Origin of the sequence: Bradyrhizobium sp. HKCCYLRH3099, assembly GCF_051167855.1 — a bacterium.
In the GTDB taxonomy this organism is placed as follows: Bacteria; Pseudomonadota; Alphaproteobacteria; order Rhizobiales; family Xanthobacteraceae; genus Bradyrhizobium.
The window spans coordinates 136,372-155,874 of record NZ_JBNPTW010000002.1 but is presented as its reverse complement, the minus strand read 5'-3'; the positions used below and the strand labels follow the sequence as shown (position 1 = coordinate 155,874).

Below are 19,503 nucleotides of genomic sequence, written 5' to 3'. Positions count from 1 at the left end.
CGGCCGTGGGTGGTGTTGGTGAAAATCTGTTGGGACGGACACAGGTCATCAGAAGCCCTCGCGTAGCCATCGTCCGACCTTTCCGAAATAGCCGTCGGTTCCTGTCCCGACCTGCCGCGTATGCCGCGGTTCGACATGTTCGAGATGCGCGTATTGCGGATAGACCAGGAGCCCGGTGGGGACCGCGAAGGCGGCGTTCTTGGCCTCGTTGGGGAGACGGCCGAAGCCGAGCGGACGGCCGACGCGCACCGGGCGGTCGAGGATCCGGGTCGCCAATTCGACCAGGCCCGTCAGCTGGGAGGCGCCTCCGCTGAGGACGACGCGCGCCTTGGGTTCTGCCGCAAAGGGCGAATCCTTCAGCCGGTCGCGGACCATTTCAAAAATCTCCTCTGCGCGGTGCCTGACGATGTTCGCGATGGTGGCGCGGGACACGATCTGCGGAACGTCCCGCTCGTTGTCACCGGCCGTCGGAACAGACATCAACTCACGCGCGTCGGACCCGCCAGTCAGCACCGTGCCATATAACGTCTTGATTCGCTCGGCATCTGCAATGCACGCTGATAGTCCGCGCGCAAGATCCATGGTCACGTGATGCCCGCCGAGCGCAAATCCGGAGGCATGGACGAAGCGGCCGCCGGAATAGATCGCGATCGTCGTCGTGCCCGCGCCCATCTCGACCACGGCCGCGCCGAGATCGGCCTCGTCGTCGGTCAAGACGGAGAGTCCTGCGACATACGGACTCGCCGCCATCGCCTCGACATTGAGATGGCAGCGCTCGACCACCAGCATCAGGTTCTTGGCGACGGTGGCATCCGTCGTCACGACATTCATGTCGACGCCGAACTGCCGGGCCAGCATGCCGCGGGGATCGCGGATGCCCTTCACCCCGTCCAGCGTGTAGCCGACCGGAAGGGCATGCAGCACCGCCCGCCCCTCGCCCGTGGCGTGGTGCATGCCCGTCGACGTCACGCGGCTGACATCCGCCTGCGTCACGGCGCCGCCGCGGATGTCGGAGGTCGCCTCGATCAGGTGTCCCATGACGCGGCCGCCGGCGACCGGCAGCAGCACGGATTCGACCCGCACCTTGGCCATGCGCTCGGCCAGCGCGACCGCCTGCCGTACCGCCTGCTCGCAGGCGACGGGATCGACCACGGCGCCGGCCTTGACGCCGCGCGACTGGATCTGGCTGTACCCGATCAGTTCGACCGCATGGGTCCGGCCGCGCAGCGCATCGCTCGGCGGCGCCGGCTTCAGCCGCGCGATCATACAGGCGATCTTGCTGGTGCCGACGTCGAGCGAGGCCACCAGCGCGGTGCGCTTCTGGCCCATCGGACGCGTCTTCGGAGTCTGGCGATCGAAGCCGGTCATGCGTCACCGGCTTTCTTTTTGGCTTTCTTGTCCTTGAACAGTTCGTCGCGCGCCTTGCCGGCGTCCTCGGAGAGCTGCACGGTCAACCGGTCGGCCAGGCGCATGTCGATCGCGACGATGTCGCGCGAGAACAGCTTGTCCTCCTGGTCGAGCTGGCTCAGCGTCGCCAGCGCGTTGCCGACGTCGTTCTCCGGCAGGCGGATGTCGAGGCCGTCCTTGGTGCGCAGGTTCCAGCGGCGCTCACCGACGAACACCGCGGCCTTGGTCACCGCGCGCACCTGCGGATAGCGCGCCAGCAGCGCCAGGAAATCACGCGCGCGGCTCTCGGCGCCCTTGCCGACCACGAGCGGCAAGGTCAGGAAGCGGCGCGACACATATTGTTCGAGCACGGCGCCGTCCTCGGCGATGACCGACAGACGACCGTCCTGCTGCCACAGCGCGAACGCCTTGCGCTCGACGATGTCGATCTGCAGCTGGTTCGGGAAGAACTTCTGCACGGTCGCTTCAGCGATCCAGGGATTGGCCTTCAACCGGTCGCGAACCGCGGCCGCATCGAGGAACAGCAGCGACGAGCGGCCGGTGACGCCGCCGATCGCGAGGATCTCGTCCTGGGTGAGCTGCTTGCGGCCGTTGATCGCGACGGCGGTGATGCGAAAGCCGGCAGCATTGGCCAGGGAATTGCGGGTGTCGGACAGCGCCGCGCTGACATCCTGGGCGTGGCCGCCCTTGACGATGCCGAGCCAGACGCTGCCGAACAGCAGCGCCACCGTGGCGACGGTGCCGAGCCGGCGCGGCACATAGCGCTCGACGAAGTCGACGATGCGCGGCGGCGCCTCGCGCTCGACCAGCGGCGCCATGGCAACCGGCATCGGCGCACGATCTCGGCGCGTGTCCTTCTTACGTCCTCGCGGCAGCTTGAGGCGGGGAAGACGGGCTGAGACATACTCGCGCAGCAGGATTGCCGCGCCAAGGGCAGCGGCTTTCAGGTCAGCTTGAGGCCTCTGCGATCGAGCGAGGCGTCCTGCACCATCCATTGCACGAGCTCATCAACTGTTGCGCCCGCAAATACGTCGCGGACCCGCGCGCCTCGGTCCCGACTCCGCCCTGACGCTGGTGACCACGGCGATGCGTTTCGTCACGACAGCACTCATTCCGGCAGCCGGGCACCACTGGAGCGCCAGCGTTAACCTTCGGACGTCCTGGTAAACAAAAAGTAAAATAGGCCCGGAGAGACGATTTTTTTCTCCGATTTCTGAGGACCTTGCCCGGAATTCTTAAGCATTTTACAGGTCACGGGAACCACCGGAGCACGCCGGGCCGGGTTCCTGCGGGGCGCCTATCGAACGTCTCAGCGGCTGGCGCGCCGCTCGGCCAAGGCGATCTGCTGGTCGAGAAAGTCGCGAAAACCGATGCCCTGCGCGGCCAGGGCCTTCGGATAGAGCGACGCCGCGGTGAGCCCCGGCAGAGTGTTGGTCTCCAGATAGACGGGGCCATTGGCCGAGACGATGAAGTCCGTGCGCGAATAGCCGCCGCATGACAGCGCGCGATGCGCCTTGATTGCCTCTCGCTGCAGCGCCGCCGTGACCTCCGGACTGAAGCGTCCCGGACAGATCTCCTTCGTCGCAGCGGCGAGGTACTTCGCGAAATAGTTGAAGGCGCCATCCGCGGGCAGGATCTCGATCGGCGGCAGCGCGATCAGCGAGCCGTCGCCCTGTTCGAGCACGCCGCATGTCGCCTCAACCCCGGTGACGAATGGCTCGATCAGATACTCTTCAGTCGCGGCGGCCGCCTTGACCGCGACGAGGTCCTGCTTGGCATTGACGAAGATCAGCCCGAAGCTCGAACCGTCCTTCACGGGCTTGGCGATCAGCCGGCCGTATTGCGCGAGCGCAGCTTCGGCGTTTTCAAGCGTCACACCGGCGGCTGCCGTCACACCGCCGAGCACGGCGAACCGCTTGGCGGCAACCTTGTCGAAGGCAAGGTGAGAGGACGCCGAGCTCGAGCCGGTAAACGGCACGCCTCGCATCTCACACATCAGTTGAAGCTCGCCGTTCTCCGCCCGCCCGCCGTGCAGGCCGAGAACGAGCACGCGATCCTCGGCCTTGGCGCGATCGAGCGCCTCGACGAGCATCCCGATCCTGGCGCCGTCGGCCGTGAACGGCTCTTCGAACGGCTTGGCATGCGCGACCAGCGCTGCGCCGCTCGCCTGATGCACGCTGTCGTCGACGTCCCAGAACCAGAGGTCCGCTTCCGGCAACGCGGCGTGCAGCGCCTTGGCGCTGGCGACCGAGACGAGGCGTTCCTTGTTGGTGCCGCCGAACAGAATCGTGGTGCGCATCAATGGCTTCTCGGTTGATCTCAAAACGTGGTCGCGGACTCCAGGACTTCACTTGAACACGCAGAGCTTCAGCTCGCCTTGAGTCCGATCCGCTTGATTTCCCACTGCAGCTCGATGCCGGAGTTGGCCTTGACCCGCTCGCGCACGGTCTCGCCGAGCGTCTCGATATCACCGGCGGTGGCGCTGCCGGTGTTGATCAGGAAGTTGCAGTGCATCTCGGACACTTGCGCCCCGCCGACCTTGAGGCCGCGGCAGCCGGCGGCATCGACCAGCTTCCAGGCCGAATGCCCCGGCGGATTCTTGAAGGTCGAGCCACCGGTCTTCTCGCGGATCGGCTGCGCCGTCTCGCGATGCGCCTGCACCTCGGCCATGCGCGCGCGGATCGCGTCCGGCGTGGACGGCGTGCCGCGGAAGCGCGCTGCCGTGAAGATCAGCGAGGGATCTGTGCCGCTCGCGCGATAGGTGAACTTCATGTCGGCATTGGTGAAGCGATGCGTCTCGCCCTGGCGGTCGATCGCGGTCGCCTCGACCAGGATATCCTTGGTCTCGCCGCCATTTGCGCCGGCATTCATGCGCAACGCGCCACCGATGGTGCCGGGAATGCCGAACAGGAATTCGAGGCCAGCGAGATTGGCTGAGGCTGCGACCTCGGCGACGCGCTTGTCGAGCGCGGCGGTGCCGGCGGTGACGATGTCGCCCTCTGCCTTGACCTCACCGAACGCACGCGGCGCCAGCCGGATAACGACCCCCGGCACACCGCCGTCGCGGACGATCATGTTGGAGCCTACGCCGATGACGTAGACCGGCAGATCAGCGGCGAGATGCTTCAGAAAGTATGCGAGGTCATCAGCATCGGCTGGCGTGAACAGCACCTGCGCCGGTCCGCCGACGCGAAACCAGGTGAGCGGCGCGAGACTCTCGTTGCTGAGCAACCGCCCGCGCAATTCGGGCATGGCGGCCTTCAGGTCGGGCGTGATGTCGGGGAAGGTCACTGCGCGCCTTTCAGTTCGCGCCCCGAGATCGTCAGGGACGCTCCGCTTTTTCCGTTCCCTCCCCCCTTGTGGGGGAGGGTCAGGGAGGGGGGTGAACCGCATACGCCGGCGTTCGTGGTACCCCCCTCTCCACCTCTCCCCCACAAGGGGGGAGAGAGCCGAGAGCGCCGTGCCGTTGCCAGCTCGCGTACCAACACTAGCCCAGCGCCTTCAGCTCGTTCGGCAGCGCATAGGCCCATTGCGTGATGTTGCCGGCGCCGAGGCAGACGACGAGATCGCCCGGCTTGGCGAGGTCCTTGACGATGCCGGCGAGGTCGGCGGCCTTGGGCAGCGGCAGCACGTCGCGATGACCGTGGGCGCGCAGGCCGAGCACGAAGTGATCGCGGTCGATGCCCTCGATCGGCGCTTCACCGGCCGGATAGACGTCGGCGACGATCACGGCATCGGCGTCGTTGAAGCAGGTGCAGAACTCCTCGAACAGCGATTGCAGCCGGGTGTAGCGATGCGGCTGCACCACGGCAACGACCTTGCCGTTGGTGGATTCGCGCGCCGCCTTCAGCACGGCAGCGATCTCGACGGGATGGTGACCGTAGTCGTCGATGACAGTGACGCCGTTCCATTTGCCGGTGCGGGTGAAGCGGCGCTTGACGCCACCGAAGCCGGCGATCGCCTTGCGGATCGCGTCATCGGACAGGCCGAGCTCGCGCGCCACCGCGATCGCCGCCGTCGCGTTCGAGGCGTTGTGCCGACCCGGCATCGGCAGCACGATGTCTGAAATCTCGTGCGTCGCGCCGCTCTTGCGGTCACGGAACACGACCTTGAACGACGAGCCGCCGCCCGTCGGCGTGAGGTCGACGAGGCGGACATCGGCCTGCGGGTTCACGCCATAGGTGATGATGCGGCGGTCCTCGATCTTGCCGACCAAAGCCTGCACCACGGGATGATCGATGCACATCACGGCAAAGCCGTAGAACGGCACGTTCTCGACGAAGGCGCGGAACGCATCCTGCACGGCGTCGAAGGTCTTGAAGTGATCGAGATGCTCGGGATCGACATTGGTGACGATCGCGACATCGGCCGGCAGCTTCAGGAAGGTGCCGTCGCTCTCGTCGGCCTCCACCACCATCCATTCGCCGCCGCCAAGCCGCGCGTTAGTGCCATAGGCATTGATGATGCCGCCATTGATGACGGTCGGATCGAGCCCGCCGGCGTCGAGCAGTGCCGCGACCATCGAGGTCGTCGTGGTCTTGCCGTGGGTGCCGGCGATGGCGACGCAGCTCTTCAGCCGCATCAGCTCGGCCAGCATCTCGGCCCGCCGCACCACGGGGATGCGGTGGGCGCGGGCGGCCATCAGTTCGGGATTGTCGCGCTTGATCGCGGTCGAGACCACGACGACGTCGGCGCCCGCGACGTTCTCGGCCTTATGACCGACGCCGACGGTGATGCCCTTCTCGCGCAGGCGCGCGACATTGGCATTGTCCGAGGCGTCCGAGCCCTGCACCGTATAGCCGAGATTGCACAGCACCTCGGCGATGCCGCTCATGCCGATGCCGCCGATCCCGACGAAGTGGATGGGTCCGATTTCGCGCGGCAGTCTCATGGGGCGTCTCGTCTCAAAGGGGGCTCCGCCGCGCCCGCCCGGAGGCAAGCGGCCGCGAATCACCGGCCCTTCTTGCAAGACATGGCCGACCGGGACAAGCCCGCTTCGACCGCAAAAATCGCCAAGTCGAGGGGTAGCCGCCTGATTTTGGCCGATTTTCCAGCTCCGCTCCCTCAAGATGCGGGGCGCGACCGCTTCGCGATCTTTCACCCTTCGTTAAGTGCAAGATCAGGCCAGACAGGCGCAGCCCGATACCTGCAGTTTTTGCGCGTTCACTTCGCGCACGGCCGTGGCATGGCGCTTGTCCAGCCGCGGCCACACGCGCCGCGTGCAATGCCGATGGAGTGACCCGACGATGTGCGCGCTGTGTGAAACCCAATCTCCCGCCTTGTCCCGCCGCCGGCTGCTCGGCAGCGGTGCCGGCCTGCTCGCCGCGGCGGCGCTGGGCGCCGGTCCGGCATGGGCCAAAGATACGAAGGAGCCCGCCCCCAATGCCATCTCCCCCGACGAGGCGTTGAAGCGGATCATGGACGGCAACGCGCGCTACGCCGCCGGCAATCTGGACAACAAGGATTTCTCGGCCGGGCGCGCCGCGCGCGCCACCGCGCAGTATCCGATTGCGGCGATCGTGAGCTGCGCGGATTCCCGCGTCGCTCCCGAGCTGGTGTTCGATCAGGCTCCAGGCGAGCTGTTCGTGGTCCGCGTCGCCGGCAATTTCGTCAATGACGATGGTCTCGCCAGCCTCGAATATGGCGTGAAGTTCCTCGGCATTCCGCTCGTGCTGGTGCTCGGCCATAGCGGCTGCGGCGCCGTCGACGCCACGATCAAGGTGCTTAAGGACGGCACCAAGCTGCCGGGCCACCTGCCGGAGCTGGTGAACGCGCTGAAGCCGGGCGTCGAGGCCGCGATCGCGAAGAAGCCGCAGGATCTGCTGGCAGAGGCGACGAAGGAGAACGTCCGCCACAACGTGCAGCGTTTGTCGAAGGCCAAGCCGATCGTCAGCGGCATGGTTGCCGACGGCAAGGTGAAGGTCATCGGCGGCGTCTACGACATCGCGTCCGGCCGCGTCGTCACGCTCTGACGCCGGAAAGCAGCAGCGCGCGATCGGCACGCTCGCCGGCCGCCGCCAGCCAGCAGATCTGGTGGCAGAACCAGGCCTCGACGGACGCCACAAACCCCGGCGTCAGCGACAATCGCTGGCGCCGCTCGTCGAAGCTCAGCAGGCCGCGCCCTTCCATCGCCGTGAGCAGGTTGCGGATATGCGAGCGCGATACACCGAGCGAGGCCGCAAGCTCGGCGGTCGACACGTCGACGGCGGCTTGGCCAGCGGCCGAGCGGGCGACGAGCGTCAGTGCCAGGTGGATGCCGCTGTCATGCTCGTCGGTCCAGGCGAGATCCGGAAAGCTCGTCAGTGGCCGATTGGCGCGGCACAGCCATGTCGCGCATTGCCGGATCATTTCGGCGAAGAACGTGTCGTCGCTGTGCAGACGCCGGCTCAATCGCTCGCCCCGCGTCAGCTGCGCATGGCAGTCGAGGTGAAGAGCGAGCCAGCCACGCAGGCCATCGAGGATGACGGGCCCAGGAATCAGATAGCGGATGCGGGCATCGTCGGGATCCCGCTCCACCTTCACCAGCGACAGACCCCGCAGCATCGTGATGAAGACCGCCGTCTGACGCGATCCCGGCAGCCGCGCCTGCAACCGCGTCAAGGTCGGACGCTCGGTGGCGTCGCGGGCCGACATGTGCATCATGACGATATGCGCGGCGATCTCGGTCGGGGCGCGCTGCCCGAACAGCTTGATCATCAGGCGCTGGCCGCGCAGCGGCGCGACCAGCTGGTCGCAGAAGCTGACGAAGACCGGAACGAAGGACGGATGATGCCGCAGGCGCATCGGATCGTGCTGCGACTCCGCAAGTCCTATCATGCCAGGCCTGCGCGCGCTCCGCTCAAGGCGTGGCGGTCCTGATGACGAGATCGGCCAACCGCTCCGCGGCATCGAGCCGGCCTGCGGTGCGCGCGGCTTGGGCCATGGCGGCAAGGCGCGACGGCTCAGCGGCGAGAGATGAGATCTCCGAAGCCAGCCGGTCGGACGTGAAGTCGGTCTGCACGATCCGGATCGCGGCGTTCGCGTTCGACAGCACGCCCGCATTGGCGAACTGGTCCTGGTCAATGGCGCCGGGCAACGGCACAAGGATCGACGGCCGGCCGATGGCGGCGAGCTCGGCCACGGTGCCGGCGCCGGACCGCGAGATCACGAGATGATTGGCGGCGAGCCGCGACGGCAGGTCGGTGAAGAACGGCTGCAGTTCGGCATTGATCTTGAGCCGGTCATAGACCGCGCGTACCCGCGCCATGTCCTCCTGGCGGACCTGCTGGGTCAGCACGAGGCGGCCCCACAGCGCCGGCTCGAGCCGCTCGATCGCGCCGGGGACGATGTCGCTCATGACGCGAGCCCCCTGGCTGCCGCCGACGACGAGCAGCCGCAAAGGCCCTCCCGGCTCCGGCGAGGCATAGGGCACCGCCGCAGCTTCGAGAATGGCAGGACGCATCGGCGTTCCGACCGCCGTCGTCTTTCCCGCCAGCGCGGGATCGCGATCGAGGACACCGGGAAGCGACGTCGCGATCGCTCTCACATGCGCGGAGAGAAATCGGTTGGCGCGGCCGAGCACGGCATTGGCGTCGTGAATGAGGCTGGGCACGCCGGCGAGCCTTGCTGCGAGCAGCGGCGGCACGGTCGGATAGCCGCCGAAGCCGATCACGGCCGCCGGCTTCAGCCGCCGCATCAGATTGAACGCGGCAAGTGTCCCCGTGCCGAGCAGCAGCGCCGTGCGCGCCAGCGCCACCGGCGAGCGGCTGCGCACCGTTTCGCTCGGCACCACGTCGATCATGTCCTTGGTGAACAGGCCGCTATATTTCAGCGCCCGCGCATCGGTGACGAGGCGGACGCGATAGCCGCGCTTGATCAGCTCGACGCCAAGCGCTTCGGCGGGAAACAGATGGCCGCCGGTGCCGCCGGCGGCCAGCAGAATGAGGGGCGCAGATGAGGTCATGCGGGCTTGTTTACAGGCAATGTGTCGTCATTGCGAGCCGGCCGCCTCACGCGTAATTGCGCAGCGTCCCGGCCGCATCGGTGACCTCGGCCTCGATCCGCGGCCGCTGCCGCGTCAGAGCGAGCATCATGCCGACGCCATAGGCGAGCGACACGATCGAGGAGCCGCCATAGGAGATGAACGGCAGGGTCATGCCCTTGGCCGGGATCAATTGCAGATTCACCGAGATGTTGATGGCGGCCTGAACGCCGAACAGGATCGCGAGCCCTGACGCTGCAAACCGCGAGAAGCCGTCCTCGCTGGCATAGGCGCGTGACAGCGTGCGGATGACGATGAAGCCGAACAGCGCGACCAGCGCCAGGCACAGGATGATGCCGAACTCCTCGGCGGCGACCGCGAATACGAAGTCGGTGTGGCTGTCCGGCAGGCTGCGCTTGGCGATGCCCTCACCCGGCCCGAGCCCGAACCAGCCGCCGTTGGAAAACGCCTCCATTGCGGTGTCGACCTGGAAGGTGTCGCCGGAGGCCGGGTTCATGAAGCGCTTGATGCGCCCCGCCACGTGCGGAACCAGCAGATAGGCGCCGAACAGGCCGGCCGCCGCGGCTCCGGCAAGGCCCGCAACCCAGATCATGCGCATGCCGGCGATGAAGAACAGCGAGCCCCACACCATCAGGATCAGCATGGTCTGGCCGAAATCCGGCTCCATCACCAGGAGCGACACCAGCATCAGCAGCATCACCAGCGCCATCGTGGTCGCCGGCATATCGGGTCGCCGCGCGGACTCCGAGAACAGCCAGGCAGAGACGACGACGAAGGCCGGCTTGGCCGCTTCCGAGGCCTGAATGTTGACACCGACCAGCGTGATCCAGCGTCGCGAGCCCTTCACCTCGGGACCGATCGCGAGCGTCAGCACGATCAGCACGATGGCGATCGCGAACACCGCCAGTGCGCTGCGCCGGATCTGCCGCGGCGACAGGAAGCTGACCCCGATCAGCACACAGAAGGACGGCAGCAGGAACAGGACGTGTCGGTTGAAGAAGTGGAACGGATCAAGCCCGATCCGGGTCGCCACCGGCGGACTGGCCGCCAGCGACAGGATCACGCCGCACAGCATCAGCGCCAGGATGGCGCCGAGCAGCGGCTTGTCGACCGTCCACCACCAGTCCGACAGCGGATTGCGTTCTTCACGGGAGAGCATCGGGCCACCACCTGAGCCGAGGAATCGGCCCATTGGCGCTCAGGATGGTTATCGAAGGGTTAAGGGCCCCTTACGCGTTTGAGCCAGGAAACAGACCGGCTCGCAATTCGACCTGACCGATATCGCGCACTCCGTCTCGGGCCCGACACAGGACATCGCGGTCGCTCTGAGCCAGAGTCGGCAAGTCGCCATCCTTGAAAAAACCGAGAGCCTTCAATGGCAGGGCAGCATCGCTCCTGAACATCTTCGCGAAGCCGGCGAGCGCACGTTCCAGGGATACGCCTGCAAGCAGCATCGCAGCAATGTCACGATAGTCCTTCGCCTCGGCGCGATCGAGAATCGCCTTCAACTTGGTTGCAAGGAGATCTTCCAGAGACGCAACCAGTAGGACCCCATCCCTGGTCGGCAACGGATCGTTGAGCCGTCCCAACGCAAGGCCGCCAAAGAAAGAGACTTTCACTTGGCCTTCCGAAGTGCCCACGTTCAAGACGAGAGAATTGATGTCTTCCTGGATTGGTCGCGCATACCGCATGAATAAGAAAGCTGACGAGATCCTCGCCTTGTCGAGCGGTGACGCATTGAAGAAATCGAAGTCGAAGGACGTTCTGTGACCAAGATGCAGCGCAACCGCCGTTCCGCCATAGAGGACAAAACCAAGGTCCCGAGCCGGAGAGAGCTCGGTCCAAAGGTTCAATTGAGCTGGCGGCAGGATATCGAGGCGTGGCTCAAACGAGTCCGTCATTGAACGACCTCGTCGGCGCCTCCATAGGGATCGTCCGTCCCGTCGCGCGCGCGAGGCGGCCGCGCCAGAACTCCCAGGATCGTGCATCGATCCAGCCCGGTTGGGCATTGAGCATGATGTCCACCAGTAGGTCTGGACCCAGCTCCTGCTCGAGTGTGCGGATCTCTTCGAAGCCGGCAAAGCTCATCGCCTGTGCGATGATCCGCTCAGGCGAGCGCGGCTCCGATCCGACGGGCTCCCACCAGAAGAACCGCCGTTCGAGATCGGAGAGCATGTCTATGGGAATGAGCAGCTCCGCCCGACTTTCCATGCTGCTACCCTACCACGATCGCAGTTTCAGAACCAGCGGCCAGCCTTCAGACGGCCGGCGTCACACCCGGCAGCGCCTGCACCAGGTCGCGGAAGCGGGTGCCGCGGATTTCGAAGTTGCGGAACTGGTCGAACGAAGCGCAGGCCGGCGACAGCAGGACGACGGCCTCCTTCAGCCCTGAGGCCTCAGCGTCCGCGGCCGCCTGCTCCACCGCGACCTCGAGCGTGCCGGACATCGCGTGCGGCACCTTGTCGCCGAGCGTGCCGGCGAATTCCGTCGCGGCCTCGCCGATCAGATAGACCTTGCGGATGCGCGGGAAGAAGCCGGTGAGGCTGGTAATGCCGCCGGCCTTCGGCTTGCCGCCGGCGATCCAGAAGATGTCGGCGAAGGACGACAGCGCGTGCGCCGTCGCGTCCGCGTTGGTGCCCTTGGAGTCGTTGACGAACAGCACGGCGCCGCGGCGGCCGACCTGCTCCATGCGATGCGCGAGACCGGGGAAGCTGCGCAGGCCCTGCTGCAGCACCTCCTCCTTGACGCCGATCGCGAGCGCGGCCGCGGCGGCACAGGCGGCGTTCTGCGCATTGTGCTGGCCACGCAGCGAGCCGATGCCGCCGAGCCGCGCGACTTCGCTGCGCGCGCCGCCGGCGCTCCTCACGATCGTCTCATGCTCGGTGTAGAGCCCATCGGCCAGCGGGTTCTTCACCGAGATGCGCACGACGCGCTTGCCGGCCTGGTCGAGCCGGTCGGCGATCGCGCGGCAAAAGCCGTCGTCGACGCCGACGATCGCCGTGCCCTGTGGCTGCACGCCCGCCACCAGTCGCTCCTTCACCGCCGCGTAGTTCTCGATCGTCCCGTGGCGGTCGATGTGGTCCTCGCTGACATTGATCAGGATGCCGACGCTCGGATCGAGCGAGGGCGTCAGATCGATCTGGTAGGATGACATCTCGATCACATGGACGCGGCCCATGCGCGGGGGCTCCAGCGACAGGATCGCGGTGCCGATATTGCCGCCCATCTGGGCGTCGTAGCCGGCGACCCGCATCAGATGCGCGATCAGCGCCGTGGTCGTCGATTTGCCGTTGGTGCCGGTGATCGCGATGAACGGCGCGTCCGGTGCGTGGCGCCGGCGTTCGCGGCAAAACAGCTCGATGTCGCCGATCACCTCGACACCGGCCTCGCGCGCCCTGAGCACGCTCCAATGCGGCACCGGATGGGTCAGCGGCACGCCCGGCGCCAGCACCAGCGCCGCGAAGTTTGCCCAGGAGACCGTGCGCAGATCGGCGGTGATGAAACCCGCCTTTGCGGCTTCCGTCATCCGGTCAACGCCGTCATCGGCCGCGATCACTTCGGCGCCGCCGGCGCGCAACGCGTGGCACGACGCGAGCCCGGAGCCGCCGAGCCCGAACACGGCAACGGTCTTGCCGGCGAATGAGGTGACGGGGATCATGAGAAGAACTCCGTCATTCCGGACACCGCGCAGCGGTGATCCGGAATCTCGAGATTCCGGGTTCGCGCGTGCCGCGCGCCCCGGAATGACGATCAGCTTGGAAGGATTTCATCAGCGCAGCTTCAGCGTCGAGAGGCCGACCAGCGCCAGCATCACCGAGATGATCCAGAACCGGATCACGATCTGCGGCTCGGTCCAGCCGAGTTGCTCGAAATGATGGTGGATCGGCGCCATCTTGAAGATGCGCTTTCCCGTCAGCTTGAACGAGGCGACCTGCACGATCACCGACACGGCTTCCAGCACGAACAGGCCGCCGATGACGGCCAGCACGATCTCGTGCTTCACCGCCACGGCGATCGAGCCGAGCATGCCGCCGAGCGCCAGCGAACCGGTGTCGCCCATGAAGATCGAGGCCGGCGGCGCGTTGAACCAGAGAAAGCCGAGGCCGGCGCCGAGCACGGCCCCGCAGAGCACCGCGAGCTCGCCGGTGCCCGCGACATAATGGATCTGCAGATAATCCGCGAACACGGCATTGCCGGCGAGATAGGCGATCAAGCCGAAGCTTGCGGATGCGATCATGACAGGCACGATGGCGAGGCCATCGAGTCCATCGGTCAGGTTCACGGCGTTGCCGGCACCGACGATGACGAAGGCGCCGAAGATCACATACATCCAGCCGAACTTGAAGATGAGGTCCTTGAAGAACGGAATCGCCAGCCCCGTCGAGGACGCATCGCGTCCCAGCCGGACCAGCGCGTAGCAGGCCACCAGAGCGATCGCCGCCTCGATCAAAAGGCGCAGGCGGCCGGCAAAGCCGGAGTGCGACTGCTTGGTGACCTTCAGGTAGTCGTCATAGAAGCCGACGAAGCCGAAGCCGAGCGTCACCGCGAGCACGATCCAGACATAGGGGTTGAGCGGATTGGCCCACAGCACCGTGGAGACGACGAGGCCGGACAGGATCATCAGGCCGCCCATCGTCGGCGTGCCCTTCTTGCTGATGATATGCGACTGCGGGCCGTCGGTGCGGATCGGCTGGCCCTTGCCCTGGCGCAGCCGCAGATGATCGATGATCCATGGGCCAAACAGGAACACGAACAGCGCGCCCGTGACCACGGCGCCGCCGGTGCGGAACGTGATGTACCGGAACACGTTCAGCAGGCCGCGAAACATCGACAGGCTCGGAAACGTATTCGTCAGCTCGATCAACCAGTAGAACATCCAACCCGCCTATGCCGTCTCACCGGGACCGAGCGCGCGGCACGGGCGTCCCGTGCACGAATCCAGTCCAGCCTCTTTTAACCATGATCGGGGCCGGGTGCGAATCGTAGCGCGGCGGAATGATCCGTCCGGCACGACCGCGTCGACCGCCAGTGGAAGAACATCCTTCTCTCGCGCCGCGATATCGCCCGATTGTCAGGCGGCCCCCTGCAAAGCGGCGGCGAGCTTCGAGACGAACTTGTTGACCCAGAAGATCTTCTTGCTGCCCTTGATGACGACGACGTCGCCGGGCGCCAGCAGCGCCGCGATCGTCCCGGGATCCAGCGTCACCGGATCCTCGTGCCAGCCGAGCCGCTTCGCGTCGGGCACCTTGTCGAACAGATGCCGCATCAGCGGTCCGACACAATAGACACCGTCGATACCGGCGAGATGGCCGACCATCTCGGCGTGATAGGCCGGCGCCTCGTCGCCGAGCTCCAGCATGTCGCCGATCACGGCGATCCGCCGCCCGCGGACGGGACGCGCCTGCAGGCTGTCGAGCGCCGCAGCCATGCTGGCCGGATTGCCATTGAAGCTGTCGTCGATCAGCACGATGTCGCCGATCGTCTGCTCGACGCCACGACCGGTCATGATGCCGACTTGGCCGAGCGCTGGCGCCAGCAGCACCGGATCGAGCCCGGCCGCGGCGACCGAGGCCAGCGCCGCCAGCGCGTTGTGCAGGCGGTGCGGCGCGCCAGGGGTCAGCGCGAAGGCGACGCGGCGGCCGGCGATGTCGGCCGTCACATCCCAGCTTTCGCCGCGTGAGCTATGCGACAGCTCGCGGACTTCGGCGTCGCCGCCGAAGCGGATGGTCTTGCCGGTCCATTCCGGCGCCGAGAGATCGGCGGGAAGCACGAGGACGCCGTCGGCCGGCAGGCCGCGGGCGATCGAGACCTTCTCCTGCCGGATCGCTTCGAGACTGCCGAGCTTCTCCAGATGCACCGGCTGCACGTTCACCACCAGCGCCACGGTCGGCTGGGACAGCTCCGTCAGCCGCGCGATCTCGCCCTTCTGGTTCATGCCCATCTCGACCACCCAGACCGAGGCCGAGGGATCGGCATTGCACAGCGTCAGCGGCACGCCCCAGAAATTGTTGAAGCTGGAAGGGCTGGCGGATGCGCCCGGATAGGCGGCGATGAACTCCTTGGTCGAGGTCTTGCCCGCGCTGCCGGTGAGCCCGATCACCGGCCCATGAAAGCGCGCCCGAGCGGCGCGCGCGAGCGCCCAGAGACCATCGATCAGCGTGTCCGCCACCACGAGCTGCGGAACGCTGATGCCCTCAATGCGATGCGGGACGATCATCGCCACGGCACCGGCCGCCTCGGCATTGGCGGCAAACTCCCAGCCGTCGCGGCTGGACGCAAAGCTCGACACGAAGCCGCCGCTCGGCGTGCCGCTCAGCGCGACAAACAGGCTGCCCGGCTTCACGGCGCGGCTGTCCTGCGTGACGAAGTCGATCGGCGTCTCCGGATAGTCGCCGGCGAGGCCGAGCGCGCGCGCCGCCTCAGCCACCGTCCACAGCGCCTTTGTCATGATGCCCTCGCTGCCAATGCGTCCGCGACCGCTTCATGATCGCTGAAATGCAGCACCGTGCTGCCGATGATCTGTCCGGTCTCGTGGCCCTTGCCCGCGATCACCAGCGCATCGCCGGGCTGCAGCTCGCTGATCGCAACCCGGATCGCTTCGGCGCGGTCGCCGATCTCCCGCGCTCCTGGCGCGGACGCAAGGATTGCCGCGCGGATCGCGGCCGGATCCTCGCTGCGCGGATTGTCGTCGGTGATGATGACGCCATCCGCCTCGGCGATGGCGATCGCGCCCATCAGCGGCCGCTTGCCGGTGTCACGGTCGCCGCCGCAGCCGAACACGACCACGAGCTTGCGCGCCGCGTAGGGCCGCAGCGCCTGCAGCGCCTTGGCCAGCGCGTCCGGCTTGTGCGCGTAGTCGATGAAGATGGGGGCGCCATTGTGCTCACCGACCAGTTCGAGCCGGCCCTTGGCGCCCTCGAGCGTCGCGAGCGCTTCGAACACCGCCTGCGGATCACTGCCGGTGCCGATCGCAAGCCCCGCCGCGACCAGCGCATTCTCGATCTGGAAGCGGCCCACCAGCGGCAGCCGGATCGAATACATCCGGCCGCAATGCTGGATCTCAAGCTGCTGCGTGAAGCCATCGACCGCGGCAGCCACGAGCCGGATGCCCGGCCCCGCGCCGTCGCCGTTCGTGCCCACCGTCATCAGCCGCAGCCCGCGCGCCTCCGCCGCAGCAATGACCTCGGCAGAACTCTCATGATCTGCCGAGACCACCGCAGCACCGCCCGGCGGGACCAGATCGCGGAACAGCCGCAGCTTGGCGTTGAGATAGTGGGCGAGATCGGGATGATAATCCATGTGGTCGCGCGACAGGTTCGTGAACCCGCCAGCCGAAACCCGGACGCCATCCAGCCTGAACTGATCGAGCCCGTGCGACGACGCCTCGAACGCCAGATGCGTGACGCCCTCCCCGGTGATCTCGTCGATCTGCCGATGCAGCGCGATCGGATCGGGGGTCGTCAGCGAGCCGTAGACGGTGCGCTTGTCCGACACCAGGCCGACCGTGCCGATGCTGGCCGAGCTGTGGCCGAGCTGCTGCCAGATCTGCCGCGTAAACGCTGCGACCGAGGTCTTGCCGCTCGTGCCGGTGACGGCTGCGATGGTCGCAGGCTGCCGCGGGAAGAAGCGGGAGGCCGCGAGCGCCAGGGCCCGCCGCGGATTCGGAAGCACCACGAACGGAACCGAAAGATCGCCCTGCGGTGCCGAGGCACCGGCGACGGCGACGGCGCCAGCGGCGATGGCGGCTGCGATAAACCGGGCCCCGTCGGTCTTGGTTCCCGACAGCGCGAAGAACAGGTCGCCGGGGCGCACCGCGCGGCTGTCGACGGCAAGGCCGGAGACCTCGACTGCGGCGATGCGGGCGTCGAGGGTCGCCTGATCCCCCAGGAGGTCGTGAATTTTCATCCTGGTCCCGTACCGGTGCTGGCCCCGCCCGGGTGGCGGCGCCTTCTGAGCCGTGCGATTCGGCGACGGCTTACTGCGTCAGCCGCGATGCCGCAAGAATTTGGCGGTCGGACGGCGGCAGGTCGAAACGGGGCTCGATCCCCAGCAGCGGCCCGATCCGAGAGATCACATTGCCGGCCGTCGGCACCGCGTTCCAGCCGGAAGTGATGAAGCCATAGGTTTCCTTCAGCGGCTGCGGCTCGTCCAGCATGATCAGGAGCTGGTATTTCGGCTTGTCGGCCGGGATCACGGCGGTGAAGAGGGTCAGCACCTTCTTCTTGGCGTAGCGGCCGTTGATCACCTTCTCGGCAGTGCCGGTCTTGCCGCCGATGTAGTAGCCCTTCACGTCGGCCTTGCGCGCGGTGCCGACCTCGGCGTTCAGCCGCATCAGATAGCGCATCTTTTCCGAGGTTTCCGGCTTGATGACGCGCTTGGCGATCGCCATCGCCTCGGCCTCGGTCCGCTTCATGAACGTCGGCGGGATCAGATAGCCGCCATTGACCAGCGCGCTCACGCCCATAACGCCCTGCAGCGGCGCCACGGCCATGCCGTGACCGAACGCGATCGTGACCGTGTTCAGCTCGGCCCAGCGCTTGGGCAGGATCGGAGAGGCGCTCTCCGGCAGCTCGGTGCGCAGCCGGTCGAACTGGCCCATCTTGCGCAGGAACGCCTTGTGGCCTTCCACGCCCTGCGTCAGCGCGATCCTGGCCGCGCCGACGTTGGACGAGAAGTAGAACACCTCCTTCATGTTGAGGAAGCGGCCCTTCGGCTCGTCGTCGTGAATCGCGAACTTGCCGTAGTGCAGCGGCCCGCGCGCATCCCACAGCGAGTTGAGATCATATTTGCCGGTGTCGAGCGCCATCGCCAGCGTGAACGCCTTGAAGGTCGAGCCCATCTCGTACACGCCCGTGGTCAGGCGGTTGATCCGATCCGGATCATGCGCCTCCTTCGGGTTGTTCGGATCGAAGTCCGGCAACGACACCATCGCGATGATCTCGCCGGTCCTGACGTTGACGACGAGACCGGAGGCGGCCTTGGTCTTGAACTTCTCCTTGGCCTTGAGCAGTTCGTCGCGCAGCGCATGCTCGACGCGCAGGTCGACCGAGAGTTCGATGGGCTTCTGCAGGCGGTCGGTGGCGAAGCCGGCGCGATGCAGGTCGGCGAGGCCCTGATTGTCGAGCCACTTCTCCATGCCCGCGATGCCCTGGTTGTCGATGTTCACCAGGCCGATCAGATGCGCCACCTCGTTGCCGGTCGGGTAGACGCGCTTGTTCTCGCGCAGGAAGCCGATGCCCGGCAGACCCAGCCGATGGATGTCCTGCTGCTGCTTGGGCGTCATCTCGCGCTTGAGCCAGACGAAGCCCTTGCGCGACATCAGGCGCTCGCGCACCTCGCTCGTATCGAGGTCGGGCAAGGTCCCGGTCAGCAGCTCGATCGCTTCGTCCTTGTCGATGAGACGGCGTGGCTCGGCAAACAGGCTGGGAGTCTTGACGTCGGTGGCGAGCACGGTGCCGTTGCGATCGACGATGTCCGGTCGCGCTGTTGCGATGGCGTCCTGCTGCGCGGCACGGCGGGAGCTCGGACCGTCGGAGCCGACGGCGAACATCACGAGCCGGCCGCCGATGACGGCATAGACCGCGGCAAAGGCGATGATCGCAAGGCCGATTCGCGCCCTCGCCTTGGCCGTGCGGTCGACATCGCGCCCATAGAGCAGCGTGCGCACCAGCCGTTGCCGCCAGGGCTCCTGCGGCTTCACTCCGGGCCGAAGCTGATCGGTCATTGTTGATCCTCCGGGCGACGCACCGATCCGGTCACGGGGGGCTCTTCATTGATCGCGTCGATCGCATCGATCATCGATCCGATCGGATCCGGATTGTCCGGCCGCGTGAAGCGCGGCGGCCGCTCCGGCAGGTTCTTCAAGCTGTCGTATTGCGTGGCGTTGAGCGGCTTCAGCGGCAGATGCCGCTCCACCAGCCCCTGGAGCCGAAGCGGCGCATCGAGCTTGGCCCATTCCGCGCGCAGGATCGCGATCGCTTCGCGCTGCTCGCGGATCTCCGCGCGCAATTGCAGCACGCGCTCGACCCGCGCCGTGGACTCCATCTTGATCCGATAGACATAGGCGGCCGCGAAGATGAGCGAGCAGATGACGACGAGGTGCAGGAGGCGCATCG

General features: G+C 66.7%; 17 protein-coding genes. 1 reads left to right on the top strand and 16 read right to left on the bottom strand.

Features of this window, described 5'->3' with window-relative positions:
- Positions 1-48: 48 nt before the first annotated feature.
- The 5 genes from ftsA to murC all read right to left on the bottom strand — a co-directional run bounded on the left by ftsA (position 49) and on the right by murC (position 6,298).
- Positions 49-1,368, bottom strand: a complete 1,320-nt coding sequence (gene ftsA / locus ACQR1Y_RS05975) for a cell division protein FtsA (RefSeq protein ID WP_434860653.1) — start codon at positions 1,366-1,368, stop codon at positions 49-51.
- Positions 1,365-2,402: a cell division protein FtsQ/DivIB gene (locus ACQR1Y_RS05970; protein ID WP_434876647.1), complete on the bottom strand. Its 1,038-nt coding sequence runs from the start codon at positions 2,400-2,402 to the stop codon at positions 1,365-1,367. Before ACQR1Y_RS05970 ends, ftsA begins: the two co-directional genes overlap by 4 nt.
- Positions 2,403-2,716: 314 nt before the next feature.
- Positions 2,717-3,706: a D-alanine--D-alanine ligase family protein gene (locus ACQR1Y_RS05965; RefSeq protein ID WP_434876648.1), complete on the bottom strand. Its 990-nt coding sequence runs from the start codon at positions 3,704-3,706 to the stop codon at positions 2,717-2,719.
- A 68-nt stretch (positions 3,707-3,774) separates the two neighbouring features.
- A complete protein-coding gene (gene murB / locus ACQR1Y_RS05960; RefSeq protein WP_434876649.1) occupies positions 3,775-4,698 on the bottom strand; it encodes a UDP-N-acetylmuramate dehydrogenase in 924 nt (307 codons plus the stop codon).
- A 196-nt stretch (positions 4,699-4,894) separates the two neighbouring features.
- On the bottom strand, positions 4,895-6,298 hold the full coding sequence (murC, locus tag ACQR1Y_RS05955) for a UDP-N-acetylmuramate--L-alanine ligase (protein ID WP_434876650.1): 1,404 nt from the start codon (positions 6,296-6,298) through the stop codon (positions 4,895-4,897).
- A gap of 355 nt (positions 6,299-6,653) precedes the next feature.
- Here murC and ACQR1Y_RS05950 point away from each other — a divergent pair, with 355 nt between their 5' ends.
- Positions 6,654-7,379, top strand: coding sequence for a carbonic anhydrase (locus ACQR1Y_RS05950; protein WP_434860648.1), 726 nt, complete (start codon positions 6,654-6,656; stop codon positions 7,377-7,379).
- Here the strand turns inward: ACQR1Y_RS05950 and ACQR1Y_RS05945 are convergent.
- From ACQR1Y_RS05945 to ftsL, 11 genes are all read right to left on the bottom strand, one after another.
- A complete protein-coding gene (locus ACQR1Y_RS05945; protein WP_434876651.1) occupies positions 7,369-8,223 on the bottom strand; it encodes a helix-turn-helix domain-containing protein in 855 nt (284 codons plus the stop codon). The two genes, ACQR1Y_RS05950 and ACQR1Y_RS05945, sit on opposite strands and share 11 nt — an antisense overlap.
- Positions 8,224-8,245: 22 nt before the next feature.
- Positions 8,246-9,349 carry an undecaprenyldiphospho-muramoylpentapeptide beta-N-acetylglucosaminyltransferase gene (gene murG, locus ACQR1Y_RS05940; protein WP_434876652.1) on the bottom strand — a complete coding sequence of 368 codons (1,104 nt, stop codon included), beginning with the start codon at positions 9,347-9,349 and terminating at the stop codon, positions 8,246-8,248.
- Between the two features lie 46 nt (positions 9,350-9,395).
- A complete protein-coding gene (gene ftsW / locus ACQR1Y_RS05935; RefSeq protein ID WP_434876653.1) occupies positions 9,396-10,547 on the bottom strand; it encodes a putative lipid II flippase FtsW in 1,152 nt (383 codons plus the stop codon).
- A 70-nt stretch (positions 10,548-10,617) separates the two neighbouring features.
- Entirely contained in the window at positions 10,618-11,289 is a 672-nt protein-coding gene (locus ACQR1Y_RS05930; RefSeq protein WP_434876654.1) for a nucleotidyl transferase AbiEii/AbiGii toxin family protein, read from the bottom strand.
- Positions 11,273-11,599, bottom strand: a complete 327-nt coding sequence (locus ACQR1Y_RS05925; protein WP_434876655.1) for a hypothetical protein — start codon at positions 11,597-11,599, stop codon at positions 11,273-11,275. The genes ACQR1Y_RS05930 and ACQR1Y_RS05925 overlap by 17 nt, the downstream gene beginning before the upstream one ends.
- Before the next feature lie 46 nt (positions 11,600-11,645).
- Positions 11,646-13,046 (bottom strand): UDP-N-acetylmuramoyl-L-alanine--D-glutamate ligase, encoded by a 1,401-nt coding sequence (murD, locus tag ACQR1Y_RS05920; RefSeq protein WP_434876656.1) that lies wholly within the window; start codon positions 13,044-13,046, stop codon positions 11,646-11,648.
- Between the two features lie 111 nt (positions 13,047-13,157).
- Positions 13,158-14,264 carry a phospho-N-acetylmuramoyl-pentapeptide-transferase gene (gene mraY / locus ACQR1Y_RS05915; RefSeq protein ID WP_434860641.1) on the bottom strand — a complete coding sequence of 369 codons (1,107 nt, stop codon included), beginning with the start codon at positions 14,262-14,264 and terminating at the stop codon, positions 13,158-13,160.
- A gap of 195 nt (positions 14,265-14,459) precedes the next feature.
- A complete protein-coding gene (locus tag ACQR1Y_RS05910; RefSeq protein ID WP_434876657.1) occupies positions 14,460-15,836 on the bottom strand; it encodes a UDP-N-acetylmuramoyl-tripeptide--D-alanyl-D-alanine ligase in 1,377 nt (458 codons plus the stop codon).
- Entirely contained in the window at positions 15,833-17,293 is a 1,461-nt protein-coding gene (locus ACQR1Y_RS05905) for a UDP-N-acetylmuramoyl-L-alanyl-D-glutamate--2,6-diaminopimelate ligase (RefSeq protein ID WP_434876658.1), read from the bottom strand. The genes ACQR1Y_RS05910 and ACQR1Y_RS05905 overlap by 4 nt, the downstream gene beginning before the upstream one ends.
- A 70-nt stretch (positions 17,294-17,363) precedes the next feature.
- Positions 17,364-19,112, bottom strand: a complete 1,749-nt coding sequence (locus ACQR1Y_RS05900; RefSeq protein ID WP_434860638.1) for a peptidoglycan D,D-transpeptidase FtsI family protein — start codon at positions 19,110-19,112, stop codon at positions 17,364-17,366.
- Complete coding sequence (ftsL, locus tag ACQR1Y_RS05895) at positions 19,109-19,501, bottom strand: cell division protein FtsL (RefSeq protein ID WP_434860637.1); 393 nt, start codon at positions 19,499-19,501, stop codon at positions 19,109-19,111. The genes ACQR1Y_RS05900 and ftsL overlap by 4 nt, the downstream gene beginning before the upstream one ends.
- Positions 19,502-19,503 lie beyond the last annotated feature (2 nt).